We start from the raw sequence: 15,733 nt of genomic DNA, 5'->3' as shown, positions 1-15,733 counted from the left end.
CGTCGTTAGCGGAGGCACTGCGGACCCACCCAGGCCGGGAGGTCCGCGATGAGGTCGAGCAATATCCATGCCGCCGAAAAAGACCGGTGGCGGCCCGTGCGCGCACCGCAATCGCACCCAAAGTGGCGCGGCCGCGGTGCGGCGCTGCCCGCATTGGTGCGGTGCCCGAAAGGGTGGCCGCGCGGCGGCGGCGCCGGGGCCCGGGGCTTTTTCGTATGCTCGGGAGCCTGCAACGCGGGGCGCACGCCCCCACGAACTCCGAAGACCCAAGCCATGTGCGGCTCCGAACTCCATTCCCTTCCCGACGGTGTCCAGCGCGTCGCGCGCGTGCTCCAGGACGCTGGCCATCCGCATGCGCCGCGCATGCTCGACGACGCCTGCCGCACCGCGCAGCAGGCGGCCGACGCGCTCGGCATCGCGGTCGGCCAGATCGCCAAGAGCATCATCTTCCGGCGCAAGAGCGACGAGGTCGCGGTGCTGGTCATCACCTCGGGCGACCGGCGCGTCGACGAGAAGAAGGTCGATGCGATCGTCGGCAAGACCGGCCGCGCCGACGCCGACTTCGTGAAGGCGCGCACCGGCTTCACCATCGGCGGCGTGTCGCCCGTGGGCCATGTCACGAAGCCGGTGGTGCTGATCGACCGCGAGCTGTTCCGCTTCGAGGAGATCTGGGCCGCCGCGGGCCATCCGCATGCGGTGTTCCAGCTGCGTCCGCACGACCTCGAGACGCTCACGGGCGCGCCGGTGGCCGACGTGGTGGTGGCCGCGGCGTGAACGTCGCCGAAGCGCAGGCCCTGGCCGACCGCGCCGCCGAACTGCGGGGGCTGGCCGAGCCGGTGCCCTCGCCCTGCAGCTCGGTGTGCCGCATGGACCGGCTCAGCGGCTTCTGCGAGGGCTGCCTGCGCACCATCCCCGAGATCGCGGGCTGGAGCCGCATGGAGGACGACGAGCGGCGGCAGGTCTGGCGCGCGATAGAGTGGCGGGCCCGGGCCGGCATCTGGCGGGCGCCGGCCATCGGAGACATCGACGCATGAAGCACATCGACTTCTACCTGGACTTCATCTCGCCCTATGCCTATCTCGCGTTCGAGCAGCTGCCGCAAGCGCTCGAGGGCCTGAGCTACAGCGTGGACTACCGCCCGGTGCTGCTGGGCGCGGTGCTCAAGGCGCACGGCCAGCTCGGGCCGGCCGAGATTCCCGCCAAGCGCGGCTGGACCTACCGCCACGTGCTGTGGCTGGGCCACCAGCACGGCATCGAGATCGCGATGCCGGCCTCGCATCCCTACAACCCGCTCGCGCACCTGCGGCTCGCGCTCTCCACCTCCGACGACGGCCGCGTGAGCCGGCTGGTGGCCGAGACCGTCTTCCGCCACGTCTGGCGCGGCGGCCTCGAGGCGGCCGATCCCGCGCGGCTGGCCGCGCTCACCGCGCAACTGCAACCGCGTCGCGATGCCGGCAGCGACGAGAGCAAGGCCCTGCTCCAGCGCAACACCGCGGACGCGATTGCGCTCGGCGTGTTCGGCACGCCGGCCTATGCGGTCGACGGCCGGCTGTTCTGGGGCTTCGACGGCCTCGCGATGCTGCGCGCCTACCTCGCGGGCGATGCCTGGTTCGACGGCCCGCAATGGGCCGAGGCCGACCAGCGTCCGGCCCTGCTGCGCAGCAGCAAAAACTGAGCATCCGCAGCACCGACGCTGCATTTCTTACAGGCTGAAACGTGCGTCGAGGGTTTCACCTTAATCCGTAAGCGCCCGTTCAGTTTCGCGAAAGGCTCGGGTCAGTCGCGCCTCCAAGAATGCCCCACGGTCCCGAATTCGGGCGCCGCATGAACGCATACACAGGAGACGATCAATGGCAGCCACACTAGATTCACGGGGAGTGCCGCATCCGGCCCCCCGGCCCATGTCGGCGGAGGAGAAGAAGGTCATCTTCGCTTCTTCGCTGGGAACCGTGTTCGAGTGGTACGACTTCTACCTCTACGGTTCGCTCGCGGCGATCATCGCGAAGCAGTTCTTCAGCGGCCTCGATGCGGGCGCGGCCTTCATCTTCGCGCTGCTGGCCTTCGCGGCCGGTTTCCTGGTGCGTCCGTTCGGCGCCATCGTGTTCGGCCGGCTCGGCGACATGATCGGGCGCAAGTACACCTTCCTGGTCACGATCCTGATCATGGGCCTGTCGACCTTCATCGTCGGCCTGCTGCCCAGCTACGCGACCATCGGCGTCGCGGCGCCGGTGATCCTGATCGCGCTGCGCATGCTGCAGGGCCTCGCGCTCGGCGGCGAGTACGGCGGTGCCGCCACCTACGTGGCCGAGCACGCGCCGCACGGCAAGCGCGGTGCCTACACCTCGTGGATCCAGACCACGGCCACGCTCGGCCTGTTCCTGAGCCTGATCGTGATCCTGGGCGTGCGCGAAGGCCTGGGCGAAGCGGTGTTCAACGACTGGGGCTGGCGCATTCCGTTCCTGGTCTCGATCCTGCTGCTCGGCATCTCGGTGTGGATCCGCCTGTCGCTGTCGGAATCGCCCGCGTTCCAGCGCATGAAGGCCGAGGGCAAGACCTCGAAGGCGCCGCTGGCCGAATCCTTCGGCGAGTGGAAGAACCTCAAGATCGTGATCCTGGCACTGGTGGGCCTGACCGCCGGCCAGGCCGTGGTCTGGTACTCGGGCCAGTTCTACGCGCTCTTCTTCCTGACCGCGCAGCTCAAGGTCGATGCGACCACCGCCAACCTGATGATCGCCGCCGCGCTGCTGCTCGGCACCCCGTTCTTCGTGATCTTCGGCACCCTGTCGGACAAGATCGGCCGCAAGCCGATCATCATGGCCGGCTGCCTGCTGGCCGTGGTGACCTACTTCCCGGTCTTCAAGATGCTGACCGAGGCCGCCAACCCCGACCTCGCCAAGGCCCAGGCCACGGCCGGCGTGACCGTGACCGCCGACCCCGCGACCTGCTCGTTCCAGGGCAACCCCGTGGCCCGCGAGATCGACTTCCGCAGCTCCTGCGACATCGCCAAGCGCTACCTGGTGCAGAACTCGGTGAGCTATGAGAACGTGGCCGGCGCGCCGGGTTCGAAGGCCGTCGTGAAGATCGGCGACAAGACGGTGGAAGCACCGATCGGCAACGTCGTGAACCTCAAGTTCGACGAGACCTCCGCCAAGGAGATCGCCGCCTTCAAGAAGGGCGTGGCCGAGGACCTGAAGATCGCGGGCTACCCGGCCAAGGCCGACCCCGCGAAGATGAACAAGCTGCTGACGGTGCTGCTGCTGTTCTGGCTGGTGCTGCTGGTGACCATGGTCTACGGGCCGATCGCCGCGATGCTGGTCGAGCTGTTCCCCACGCGCATCCGCTACACCTCGATGAGCCTGCCTTACCACATCGGCAACGGCTGGTTCGGCGGCCTGCTGCCGACCACCGCCTTCGCCATCGTGGCCTCCACCGGCAACATGTACAACGGCCTCTGGTACCCGATCATCATCGCGGGCATCACGCTGGTGATCGGCACGCTGTTCATCCGCGAAACGAAGGACGTGGACATCTACGCCCACGACTGAGCGCCGCGGCGCCGATGAAAGGAGGGCGCTACGCGTCCTCCGTTCAACAAAGAGGCTTCATGCCGACCCTCGGCATGAGGCCTTTTTCTTGAACCCCGCATTACCCATCTCAGGAGACAGAACCCATGTGGAAAATCGCAGTCGGCTTCGCCATCTTCGCGGCCATCGCGCTGTACGTGATCTCGAAGGCCGGCGACAAGGTCGACATGTCGGGCGAGAAGCACGGCGTGGAAGTGCACGAGCCGGCACCCGCGGCGCCGGCTGCCGCTGCGAGCGCGCCGAAGTAAGTCTCCGAAGCGCTGCCTAGCGCTTGAAGCGGCCGTCGCTCACGATCGACAGGTCGACGTATTCGATGCCCGTGTGATCGGTCGGCGAGTAGGAAATGTCGAGCCCGCCACCCGGGTCGTACTGGAAGGCATTGAGCGTGGCCAGCAGCCGCGCGCGCGTGGGCTTCGGCCCGGTGCGGCGCAGCGCCTCCACCAGCACCTTGGTCGCCACGAAGCCTTCGAGCAGCGCGGGCGACAGGTCTTCCTGGCCCTTGGCCTTGGCAAGCGCCAGGGCCTCCTTGATCAGCGGATTGCCGAACGAGCGCTCGTAGGGGAACACCTGCGTGATGATCACGCCGCGGCTCGCGCTGCCGAGGTCCTTGATGAAGCCCGAGGCCGCGTTGTTCGACAGCGTGACCACCTGCGCGGCCGAGCCCGCGGCGCGCAGCGCCTTCACGCCGTCGGACACCGAGGTGCCCGAGCCGATCCACAGCACGGCCTGCGCATTGGCCTCGACGAGCTTCGGCACGATGGCCGCGAAGTCGGGCTTGTTGCGGTCGGCCAGCGCGATCACCACCGGCTTGAGATTGGCCTTCTCGAAGCCGCGGTTCGCGCCCTCGAGGCCGTCCTTGCCGAAGGAGTCGTCGGCCTGCACCACCGCGATGCGCTGGATGCCCGTGGTCTGCAGGTGCACCACCGCCTTCTCGGCCTCGCGCTGGTAGGTGGAGCGCACGTTGAAGATGTTCTTCTGCACCGGCTTGTGCAGCGCCATCGCGCCGGTCGACGGGCCGACCAGCGGCACGCCGTGCTTGTCGAGCAGCGGGATCACCGCGAGCGTGTTGGGCGTGCCGCGGTTGAGCAGCAGCGCGACCACCTTCTTGTCCTCGATCAGGATGCGCGAGTTCTCGAGCGAGCGCTTGGCATCGAGGCCGTCGTCCATGCGGATGACCTCGATCTGCTCGCCGTTGATGCCGCCCTGGGCATTGACCTGGTCGATGACCAGCTGCGAGCCCATGATCGTCTCCTTCACGCTGGCCGCCACCGGTCCCGACAGGTCGGCCGACTGGCCGATCACGATCTGGGCCGAGGCGCCGGTCGCCGCGAGTGCGAGCAGCAATGCGGCGGCGCGCAGGCGCGGGATCCTTTTCTTCTTCTTCATCGACAAAACCTTTCCCGTCGGGATTCGTGTCCATGTCAGCAAATGCAATTATGTGTAGCTAGACGTGACATACGATTCCTCGTGCAAACCCTGTCAAACCGTTGTTTGCAAAAGCAAAAAGCCGGGCACTGGGCCCGGCTTCGTCGAGAGGGAAAGGCGGCGCTTCAGCGCTTGAAGCGGCCCTCGCTGATGATCGAGAGGTCGGCGAAATCGATGCCGCTGTGGTCCTGCGGCGTGTAGCTGATCTCGAGGCCGCCGAGGTCGTAGTCGCGCAGGCCGTCGAGCGCGGCCACCACGCGGGCGCGCGTGGGCTTGGGGCCGGCGCGGCGCAGCGCCTCCACCAGCACCTTGGCCGAGGCGAAGCCTTCGAGCGCCGCGGGCGAGAGCTCGTTCTGGCCCTTGGCCTTCGCGAGCGCGATCGCCTCCTTCACCATCGGGTAGCTGATCGAGCGCTCGCTCGGGAACACCTGCGTGACCACCACGCCGCGGCTGGCCTCGCCGAGCTGCTTGATGAAGCCCGAGGAGGCGTTGTTCGACAGCGTGACCACCTGCGCCGCCGAGCCGGCCGCGCGCAGCGCCTTGATGCCCTCGACCACTGCGCTGCCCGAGCCGATCCACAGCACCGCCTGCGCCTTGGCCTGGACGATGGCGGGCACGATGGCCGCGTAGTCGGGCTTGTCGCGGTCGGCCGGCACGGTGGCCGCGGGCTGCGCCTTGGCCTTGCCGAAGCCGGTCATCGCGCCCTCGAGCGCATCGGCGCCGAAGGAGTCGGTCACGTGCACGACCGCGATGCGCACCATGCCGATGGTCAGCAGGTGCTGCACCGCCTTCTCGGCCTCGCGCTGGTAGGTGGCGCGCACGTTGAACACGTTCCGCTGCACCGGCTTGTGCAGCACCATCGCGCCGGTGGAGGGCCCGATCAGCGCCACGCCGTGCTTGTCGAGCCAGGGAATGATGGCCTGCGAGTGCGGCGTGCCGCGGCTCATGAAGAGCGCGAGCACCTTTTTGTCCTCGATCAGTGCGCGGCCGTTCTCGCCCGCGCGCTTGACGTCGAAGCCGTCGTCGAGCCGGACCACCTCGATCTTCTCGCCATGCACGCCGCCCTGCGCATTGGCGGCATCGATCACGAGCTGCGCGCCGCCGATGGTCTCGTTGACGCTGGCGGCCACCGGGCCCGTCATGCCGGCGGTCTGGCCGATCAGGATCTGCGCCTGCGCGGGCAGCAGAACCAGCGCGCCGAGCGCGATCAGTGCCGCGCGCAGGCGGCCGTGCTTCTTCGTCATGTGTGTTCGTCCCTTCGTTGCGATGGCGTCGCCATCGTTGCAAACCAACGCCTTATTTGTTTCTAAAAGTATCAAATCCACCATTCGGACAAACCCCTGCGCGGCCACCGTCCTTACAGCGGGGTGCACGGGCGCGTCATGGACCACTCCCTAGAATGTTTGCCCCACCCCCAAGGCACTCATGACACAGGGCTCCATCCGCATCCGTGGCGCACGCCAGCACAACCTCCAGAATCTCGACCTCGACATCCGCACCGGCGAGATGACCGTGGTCACCGGGCCCAGCGGCTCGGGCAAGTCGAGCCTCGTGTTCGACACCCTGTACGCCGAGGGCCAGCGGCGCTACGTCGAAACCTTCTCCGCCTACGCCCGCCAGTTCCTCGACCGCATGGACAAGCCGGCGGTCGACAAGGTCGAGGGCGTGCCGCCCGCGATCGCCATCGACCAGACCAACCCGGTGCGCTCCTCGCGCTCCACGGTCGGCACGATGACCGAGCTCAACGACCACCTGAAGCTGCTCTATGCGCGCGCGGCCGACCTGTTCGACCGCGAGACCGCGCTGCCGGTGCGCCACGACTCGCCCGACAGCATCTATGCGCAGATCGTCGAGCGCGCGGCGGCCGCGGGCGATCCGCGACTGGTCGTGACCTTCCCGGTCGAGCTGCCCGCGAGCACCACGGCCGACGAGGTCACGCAGTGGCTGTCGGCCAGCGGCTTCACGCGCGTGCAGGCCGAGCGCGAGGTGGCCACGCCCACCGGCCCGCGCAAGGTGCTCGACGTGGTGGCCGACCGCTTCCGCGCCTCGAGCGCCGAGCGCTCGCGCGTGGTCGAGGCGATCGAGGTCGCGCTCAAGCGCGGCAGCGGGCGCGTGACGGTGCATGCGACCGGCGCCGAGGAGAACGCGCCGACGGACGTGTGGAAGTTCTCCACCGGCCTGCACTGCCCCGAGAGCGACATCCGCTACGGCGATCCGATCCCCTCGATGTTCTCGTTCAACTCGGCCGTCGGCGCCTGCGACACCTGCCGCGGCTTCGGCCGCGTGATCGGCGTCGACCTCGGCCTCGTGATCCCGAACGACAAGCTCACCCTGCGCGCGGGCGCGATCAAGACCATCCAGACCCCGGCCTGGAAGGAGGCGCAGGACGACCTCATGCGCCATGCCGAGGCCGCCGGCATTCCGCGCGACACGCCGTGGAACAAGCTCACCGCCGAGCAGAAGCACTGGGTGATCGAGGGCACGCCCAACTACAAGGAGGGCAACTGGAACAAGCAGTGGTACGGCATCCGCCGCTTCTTCGGCTACCTCGAGAGCAAGGCCTACAAGATGCACATCCGCGTGCTCTTGTCGAAGTACCGCAGCTACACGCCGTGCCCCACCTGCGCGGGCGCGCGACTCAAGCTCGAAAGCCTGCTGTGGCGCATCGGCAGCAAGGAAGACGCCGACGCGGTGCTGCCGCCCGGGAAGCGCTTCATGCCCATCGGCGTGAAGTGGACGCGCGCGCAGCTCGAGGCGCTGCCGGGCCTGTGCCTGCATGACCTGATGCTGCTGCCGATCGAGCGGCTGCGCCAGCTGTTCGACCGCATGACGGCCGGCGGCATCGCCACGGCCGGCGAGGCGCAGCGCGCGAGCGCGGCCGGCGAGGTCCAGGCGCTCAAGCTGCTGTTCGAGGAGATCACGACCCGGCTGCGCTACCTGCACGACGTCGGCATCGGCTACCTCACGCTCGACCGCCAGAGCCGCACGCTCAGCGGCGGCGAGGTGCAGCGCATCAACCTCACGACCGCGCTCGGCACCTCGCTGGTCAACACGCTGTTCGTGCTCGACGAGCCCAGCATCGGGCTGCATCCGCGCGACATGAACCGCATCACCGAGGCCATGCTGCGGCTGCGCGACGCGGGCAACACGCTGGTGGTGGTCGAGCACGACCCGGCCGTGATGCTCGCGGCCGACCGCGTGATCGACATGGGCCCGGGCCCCGGCGCGCGTGGCGGCCAGATCGTGTTCGACGGCAGCACCGACGCGCTGCGCGACGCCGACACGCTGACCGGCCAGTACCTGGGCGGGCGCAAGAAGATCGGCATGGGCTTCAAGCGGCTGGTCAGCGAGAACACGCACCGGCTCATCCTCGAGGGCGTGCGCGAGCACAACCTCAAGGACATCAGCGTCGAGTTCCCGCTCGCGCGCCTGGTCTGCGTGACCGGCGTCAGCGGCTCGGGCAAGTCGACGCTGGTGCAGGACGTGCTCGCGCCCGCGCTGATGCGCCACTTCGGCAAGGCCACCGAGACGCCCGGCGCGCACGACCGCCTGCTCGGCGCCGACCACCTCGGCGACGTGGTGTTCGTCGACCAGTCGCCGATCGGCAAGACCGCGCGTTCCAACCCCGCGAGCTACGTCGGCGCCTGGGACGCGATCCGCGAGATCTTCGCCACCGCGCCGATCTCGCGCCAGCGCGGCTACACCGCGAGCAAGTTCAGCTTCAACTCGGGCGACGGCCGCTGCCCCACCTGCGGCGGCTCGGGCTTCGAGCACGTCGAGATGCAGTTCCTCTCCGACGTCTACCTGCGCTGCCCCGACTGCGACGGCAAGCGCTACCGGCCCGAGATCCTCGAGGTGCGCATCGAGCGCCACGGCAAGAGCTACAACGTGGCCGACATCCTCGAGCTGACCGTGGCCGAGGCCGCGGCGCTGTTCGATGCCGACCGCGACGTTCTGCGCGTGCTGCAGCCGATCTCCGACGTGGGCCTCGACTACGTGAAGCTGGGCCAGCCCGTGCCCACGCTGTCGGGCGGCGAGGCGCAGCGCCTCAAGCTCGCGGGCTTCCTGGCCGAGGCCGCCAAGGGCGCGACCTCGAGCAAGCAGGCGGTGGCGCGCAAGGGCACGCTGTTCCTGTTCGACGAGCCCACCACCGGCCTGCACTTCGACGACATCGCGCGCCTCATGCGCGCGCTGCGCAAGCTGCTCGACGCCGGCCATTCGCTGATCGTGATCGAGCACAACCTCGACGTGATCCGCGCCAGCGACTGGTGCATCGACCTCGGCCCCGAAGGCGGCGAGGGCGGTGGCCAGGTGGTGGCCGAGGGCACGCCCGAGCAGCTGCGCGAGAACCGCGCCTCGCTCACGGGCGCCGCGCTGGCCGACTACGAGCTCGCGATCGGCCCCGGCGCCTACAAGGTGGCCGAGCGCGCGGCGCGCCGCTACATTGCGCAGGCCAAGAAGGCGCCGGGCGCCGACGCGGTCGAGATCGTCAACGCGCGCGAGCACAACCTGAAGAACCTCAGCGTCAACATCCCGCGCGGCAAGTTCAGCGTGGTCACGGGCGTGAGCGGTTCGGGCAAGTCCACGCTGGCCTTCGACATCCTGTTCAACGAGGGCCAGCGCCGCTACCTCGAATCGCTCAACGCCTATGCGCGCAGCATCGTGCAGCCCGCGGGCCGGCCCGAGGTCGATGCCGTCTACGGCATTCCGCCGACGGTGGCGATCGAGCAGCGCCTGTCGCGCGGCGGCCGCAAGAGCACGGTGGGCACCATCACCGAGGTCTGGCACTTCCTGCGCCTGCTGTTCGTGAAGCTCGGCGTGCAGCACTGCGTGAAGGACGGCGCGGCCGTGCAGCCGCAGACGCCCGACAGCATCGCGGCGCAGCTGATGCGCAACTTCAAGGGCCAGCACATCGGCCTGCTCGCGCCGCTGGTGAGCAACCGCAAGGGCGTCTACACCGAGCTGGCCGACTGGGCGCGGCCGCGCGGCTTCACGCACCTGCGCGTCGATGGCGACTTCCTGCCGACCGCGGGCTTCCCGCGCATCGACCGCTTCAAGGAACACAGCATCGAGCTGCCGGTGGCCAGCCTCGACGTGCTGCCCACGAACGAGAACCAGCTGCGCGAGGCGCTCACGAAGGCGCTCGAGCACGGCAAGGGCGTGGTGCACGTGCTCAGCGAGATGGACGGGCTGCGCGCCGCGATGATGGCCGGCGTGACGGCCGCGGGCATCGGCCGCGTCAGCGTGTTCTCGACCCTGCGCGCCTGCCCGGTCTGCAGCACCAGCTATGCCGAGCTCGACCCGCGCCTGTTCAGCTACAACAGCAAGCACGGCTGGTGCCCCGACTGCGTGGGCACCGGCGTCAAGCTCAGCAAGGAACAGCGCAAGATCTTCGACGACTCGGTGATGGCCGACGACCAGAAGGGACGCGAGCAGACCTTCGCCGAGCCCGATGCCGAGGACGTGGGCGACGTGGCCTGCCCGACCTGCAAGGGCACGCGGCTCAATGCGACCGCGCGCGCGGTGCTGTTCGGCGGCGGAGCGGTCCATGCGCATGCCGGCACGCCGGGCTGGGGCGAGGGCGGCATCGGCATCACCGAGCTCGCGCGCATGAGCGTGACCGACATCCGCACCTGGTTCGAGAACCTCTCGCTCGCGGGCCGCGAGGCCGAGATCGCGCGCGACCTGGTGCCCGAGATCAAGAGCCGGCTCGAATTCCTCGAGGAGGTGGGCCTGGGTTACCTCACGCTCGACCGCGGCGCGCCCACGCTGTCCGGCGGCGAGGCGCAGCGCATCCGGCTCGCGGCACAGCTCGGCAGCAACCTGCAGGGCGTGTGCTACGTGCTCGACGAGCCGACCATCGGCCTGCATGCGCGCGACAACCGCATCCTGCTCGACGCGCTGCACAAGCTCGGCGACAAGGGCAACACGCTGGTGGTGGTGGAGCACGACGAGGACACGATCCGCCGCGCCGACCACATCATCGACATCGGCCCGAGCGCCGGCAAGCGCGGCGGCCGCCTGGTGGCGCAGGGCGCGGTGGCCGACATCGAGCGGGCGGCCGAGTCGCAGACCGGCCGCTACCTGCGCGACGCCATCAAGCATCCGCTGCAGGCGCGCCGGCTCATTCCCTCGCCCGACCCGAAGGCGCCCGACAACGGCCAGTGGCTCACGGTGCGCGGCGCCGACATGCACAACCTGCAGGACGTGACGGTCACCGTGCCGCTGCAGCGGCTGGTGGTGGTCACGGGCGTGAGCGGCTCGGGCAAGTCCACGCTCGCGCGCGACGTGCTGCTGGCCAACGTGCAGGCGGTGGTGCAGCAACGCAGCACCAAGGCCGGCCGCGATGCCGATGCCGCGGGCAAGCGCCCGGCCTGGGCCGGCTGCAAGGGCGTCGAGGGCTACCAGAGCGTGGACCGCGTGCTCGAGGTCGACCAGACCCCGATCGGCAAGACCCCGCGCAGCTGCCCCGCGACCTACATCGGCTTCTGGGACACCATCCGCAAGCTGTTCGCCGACACGCTCGAGGCCAAGGCGCGCGGCTACGGTCCGGCGCGCTTCAGCTTCAACACCGGCGAGGGCCGCTGCCCGGCCTGCGACGGCGCGGGCGTGCGCACCATCGAGATGAGCTTCCTGCCCGACGTGAAGGTGCCCTGCGAGGTCTGCCACGGCGCGCGCTTCAACCCCGAGACGCTGGCCGTGAGCTGGCGCGGCAAGAGCATCGGCGACGTGCTGCAGATGGAGGTGGACGAGGCGGTCGAGTTCTTCGCGAGCATGCCCAACATCAGCCATCCGCTGCAGCTGCTCAAGGACGTGGGGCTCGGCTACCTGACCCTGGGCCAGCCCTCGCCCACGCTGTCGGGCGGCGAGGCGCAGCGCATCAAGCTGGTGACCGAACTGAGCAAGGTGCGCGACGACATCACGCGCCGCGGCCAGAAGGCGCCGCACACGCTCTACGTGCTCGACGAGCCGACCGTGGGCCTGCACATGGCCGACGTCGAGAAGCTGATCCACGTGCTGCACCGGCTGGTGAACGGCGGCCACAGCGTGGTGGTGATCGAGCACGACCTCGACCTGATCGCCGAGGCCGACTGGATCGTCGACCTCGGGCCCGAGGGCGGCAACGGCGGCGGCCGCGTGGTGGCGGCGGCGGCGCCCGAGGAGGTGGTGCGGCTGGGCACGCACACGGGCGTGGCGCTGGCACCGGTGCTGGCGCGCTGAGGCTTTCTTCGGCCGGCACCAACGTCGGACGGTAGCCCCGAACCGTCGGGCGCGGGGGCTTGCCCCTGCGCTCGACGCGGTCGGGGTCGCGGGCCTCGCCGCGGCCGCGCGCGCGGCGCAGAATGGAATCGAACCCTTGGCGCAGGCGCTCATCCTGGACCCGCCATGGTGGAACGGATCGGGTGCGGCGCCGGCCGGGGCTCGCAAGGAGTCCTGCCATGACCCGCTTCATCGATGTCCACAGCCTCGTGCGCCTGGTCGACGACACCGGCGTGCCGCAGTTCCTGGGTGCCCTGGCCGATGCGCTGCGCGACGACTTCCTGCGCTGGCGCGAGTTCGACAAGAAGGCCCGCGTGGCCAGCCATTCGCACCTCGGCGTGATCGAGCTGATGCCGGTGGCCGACGACGGCGCCTATGCCTTCAAGTACGTCAACGGCCATCCGCACAACACCACGGTGGGGTTGCCCACCGTCATGGCCTTCGGCGTGCTCGCCGAGGTCGACACCGGCTACCCGGTACTGCTGTCCGAACTCACCCTCACCACCGCGCTGCGCACCGCCGCCACCTCCGCCATGGCGGCGCGCGCGCTCGCGCGGCCCGGTTCGCGCAGCCTCGCGCTGATCGGCAACGGCTCGCAGAGCGAGTTCCAGGCACTGGCCTTCCATGCGCTGCTGGGCATCGAGGAGGTGCGCGTGTTCGACATCGACCCGCATGCCACCGACAAGCTGGTGCGCCATCTCTCGGCCTGCTCGCCGATGGAGATCGTGCGCGCGCATTCGGTGGCCGAGGCGGTGCGCGGCGCCGACATCGTGACCACCGTCACTGCCTACCAGGGCCATGCGACGGTGCTCGAGCCCGGGATGATCGAGCCCGGCATGCACATCAACGCGGTGGGCGGCGATTCGCCCGGCAAGACCGAGCTCGATCCCGGGGTGCTGCGCGGCGCGCGCGTGTTCGTGGAGTACGAGCCGCAGACCCGCGTCGAGGGCGAGATCCAGCAGCTGGCGGCCGACTTCCCGGTGCACGAGCTCTGGAAGGTGCTGCTCGGCGAGGTGCCCGGCCGCGAGCGGCCGGACCAGGTCACGGTGTTCGATTCGGTCGGCTTCGCGCTCGAGGACTACACCGCGCTGCGCTACATCCACCAGCTCGCCATCGAGCGCGGCGTGGGCCGGCAGATCGCGCTGGTGCCCGAGCTCGACGATCCCAAGGACCTGTTCGGGCTCACGGCCGCGGGCCGGCGCCGGGCCGTGCTGCGGCGTGCGGCATGATGGGCGGCTGTCCAGCCACGGCGCCCGCCGCCGACCCCGTTCCATGCTCACCATCTACAACGACCGGCACGCACTCCACCAGGGCAAAGTCGAGATGTTCCGCGGCGAGCTCGTGCCGTGCTTCGAGGTGCCGGCACGCGCCGACCACGTGAAGGCCGAGATCGAGCGCCGCGCGCTCGGCCCGCTGCTCGCACCCGATGCGCTGCCCGACGCACTGCTCGCCAAGGTACATGCGCCGCGCTACCTCGACTTCATCGCCGGCGCCTGGGACGAATGGGTGGCGCTCGATCCCGCCAATGCCGAACGCGACGCGCTGCCCTCGTACTGGCCCACGCGCGGCATGCGCACCGACGTGCTGCCCGCGAGCTTCCCCGCGCGGCTGGGACTGTTCGGCTTCGATGCCGGCACGCCGCTGACGGCCGGCAGCTGGACCGCCGCGCGCCACGGCGCGGCTAGCGCCTTCACCGCCGCGCAGCGCGTCGTCGGCGGCGAGCGCGCCGCCTTCGCGCTGACCCGGCCGCCGGGCCACCATGCGGGCGCCGACTTCTTCGGCGGCTACTGCTTCCTCAACAACGCCGCCGTGGCCGCGCAGGCGCTGCGCGACGCGGGCATCGAACGCGTGGCCGTGCTCGACGTCGACTACCACCACGGCAACGGCACCCAGGCCATCTTCTATGCGCGCGACGACGTGCATTTCGCGAGCCTGCATGCCGATCCCGTCACCGACTATCCCTACTACCTCGGCCATGCCGACGAGCGCGGTGCCGGCGCGGGGCTGGGCTTCAACCACAACCTGCCGCTGCCGCGCGGCACCGACTTCGCGGGCTGGCGCGCGGCGCTGACGAGCGCGCTCGCGCGCATCGCCGAGGTGAAGGCCGGCGCGCTCGTGGTCTCGCTCGGCGTCGACACCTTCGAGGGCGATCCGATCTCGGGCTTCAAGCTACGCAGCGACGACTACCTGCGCATGGGCGAGGACCTCGCGCGCGCGGGCCTGCCGACGGTGTTCGTGTTCGAGGGCGGCTATGCGGTGGCCGAGGTGGGCGTCAACGCGGTGAATGTGCTCGAGGGCTTCGAGCAGGCCTGAATGTCCTTGCGGCCTTGAGGAAATCAGGGCTGCCCCGGTTGTCTAGTGCCGATCGGCGGGGCCCAATCGCGCTCTTTCAAATTCAGCCGGGACCCCAGCCGCCATGCTCCGCCGCCACACCTTCCTCCGCGCCGCCGCGCTCGCCGCCTGCGGTTTCGCCGCGCCCCTGGCCGCCTTCGCGCAGCAGGCCTTTCCGGCCAAGCCGGTCAAGCTGGTGATCGCCTTCCCCGCGGGCGGCCCCACCGACATCACCATGCGCCAGCTCGCCGACAACGCGAGCCGCATCCTCGGCCAGCCCGTGATCGTCGACAACAAGCCCGGCGCCGGCGGCACCCTGCCCGCGCAGGCGCTGCAGACCTCGCAGGCCGACGGCTACACCATCGCCCAGATCCCGCTCGGCGTGTTCCGCCTCGGCTACACCACCAAGATCAACTGGGATCCGCTCAAGGACATCAACTACGTCATCAACGTGACCGGCTATGCCTTCGGCATCGTCGTGCCCGCGAACAGCCCGTTCAAGACCTGGGCCGACTTCGTCGCCTATGCCAAGGCCAATCCCGGCAAGCTGACCTACGGCTCCACCGGCACCCTGACCAGCCCGCACCTGACCACCGAGCTGGTCGCGCAGAAGGCCGGCATCGAGCTGCAGCACGTGCCCTACAAGGGCAGCGCCGACCTGATGCTCGCCGTGGTGAGCGGCCAGCTCATGGCCGCGGCCGACAGCACCGGCTTCGCGCCGCAGGTCGAGGCCGGCAAGCTGCGCGTGCTCAACACCTGGGGCGAGAAGCGCCTGGCCAAGTTCCCCGACGCGCCCACGCTCAAGGAACTCGGCTACGACATCGTGCAGAACTCGCCCTTCGGCATCGGCGCGCCCAAGGGCACGCCGCCCGAGGTGGTGAAGAAGCTGCACGACGCCTTCAAGCAGGCGATGGAGGAACCGAGCTACGTCGCCGCGCTCGGGCGCTACGACATGCTGCCCGACTACATGAGCTCGGCGCAGTACACGAAGTTTGCGCAGGACACGGTGGCGCGGGAGAAGGTGTTGATCGAGAAGCTGGGGTTGGCGAAGGAGAAGTGAGGCGGGCTCGGCGCCTCTCCCTCTCATGCAAAGGAAATGGCGCATTTCTTGGCATGAGGAGGCGACGTGTATA

General features: G+C 69.5%; 11 protein-coding genes. 9 read left to right on the top strand and 2 right to left on the bottom strand.

Going from position 1 to position 15,733, the window contains the following annotated elements:
* The first annotated feature begins 273 nt into the window (after positions 1-273).
* The 5 genes from AC07RV_RS40595 (at position 274) to AC07RV_RS40575 (ending at position 3,832) form a co-directional block, all read left to right on the top strand.
* Positions 274-774 carry a YbaK/EbsC family protein gene (locus AC07RV_RS40595; protein ID WP_057590723.1) on the top strand — a complete coding sequence of 167 codons (501 nt, stop codon included), beginning with the start codon at positions 274-276 and terminating at the stop codon, positions 772-774.
* On the top strand, positions 771-1,034 hold the full coding sequence (locus AC07RV_RS40590; RefSeq protein ID WP_093348148.1) for a DUF1289 domain-containing protein: 264 nt from the start codon (positions 771-773) through the stop codon (positions 1,032-1,034). Before AC07RV_RS40595 ends, AC07RV_RS40590 begins: the two co-directional genes overlap by 4 nt.
* Entirely contained in the window at positions 1,031-1,675 is a 645-nt protein-coding gene (locus AC07RV_RS40585) for a 2-hydroxychromene-2-carboxylate isomerase (RefSeq protein WP_296781182.1), read from the top strand. Before AC07RV_RS40590 ends, AC07RV_RS40585 begins: the two co-directional genes overlap by 4 nt.
* Before the next feature lie 175 nt (positions 1,676-1,850).
* The gene (locus tag AC07RV_RS40580; protein WP_093348143.1) at positions 1,851-3,545 is read left to right on the top strand and encodes an MFS transporter; all 1,695 of its coding nucleotides are present in this window, start codon (positions 1,851-1,853) and stop codon (positions 3,543-3,545) included.
* 125 nt (positions 3,546-3,670) lie between these two features.
* The gene (locus AC07RV_RS40575; RefSeq protein WP_172705265.1) at positions 3,671-3,832 is read left to right on the top strand and encodes a hypothetical protein; all 162 of its coding nucleotides are present in this window, start codon (positions 3,671-3,673) and stop codon (positions 3,830-3,832) included.
* 16 nt (positions 3,833-3,848) lie between these two features.
* Here AC07RV_RS40575 and AC07RV_RS40570 read toward each other — a convergent pair whose 3' ends face one another.
* On the bottom strand, positions 3,849-4,970 hold the full coding sequence (locus tag AC07RV_RS40570) for an ABC transporter substrate-binding protein (RefSeq protein ID WP_296781176.1): 1,122 nt from the start codon (positions 4,968-4,970) through the stop codon (positions 3,849-3,851).
* Between the two features lie 164 nt (positions 4,971-5,134).
* Entirely contained in the window at positions 5,135-6,253 is a 1,119-nt protein-coding gene (locus tag AC07RV_RS40565; RefSeq protein WP_296781174.1) for an ABC transporter substrate-binding protein, read from the bottom strand.
* Between the two features lie 181 nt (positions 6,254-6,434).
* On the opposite strand from AC07RV_RS40565, the gene uvrA reads away from it, so the two are divergent.
* From uvrA to AC07RV_RS40545, 4 genes are all read left to right on the top strand, one after another.
* Entirely contained in the window at positions 6,435-12,230 is a 5,796-nt protein-coding gene (uvrA, locus tag AC07RV_RS40560; protein WP_296781172.1) for an excinuclease ABC subunit UvrA, read from the top strand.
* A 218-nt stretch (positions 12,231-12,448) separates the two neighbouring features.
* The gene (ocd, locus tag AC07RV_RS40555) at positions 12,449-13,498 is read left to right on the top strand and encodes an ornithine cyclodeaminase (protein WP_296781169.1); all 1,050 of its coding nucleotides are present in this window, start codon (positions 12,449-12,451) and stop codon (positions 13,496-13,498) included.
* Positions 13,499-13,541: 43 nt separating this feature from the next.
* A complete protein-coding gene (locus tag AC07RV_RS40550; RefSeq protein WP_296781167.1) occupies positions 13,542-14,582 on the top strand; it encodes a histone deacetylase family protein in 1,041 nt (346 codons plus the stop codon).
* Between the two features lie 103 nt (positions 14,583-14,685).
* Positions 14,686-15,660: a tripartite tricarboxylate transporter substrate binding protein gene (locus tag AC07RV_RS40545; RefSeq protein ID WP_057590734.1), complete on the top strand. Its 975-nt coding sequence runs from the start codon at positions 14,686-14,688 to the stop codon at positions 15,658-15,660.
* Positions 15,661-15,733: the final 73 nt, after the last annotated feature.

Source organism: Variovorax sp. GW821-FHT09B01 (assembly GCF_059418345.1).
This window is presented reverse-complemented; position numbering and strand designations above follow the sequence as displayed.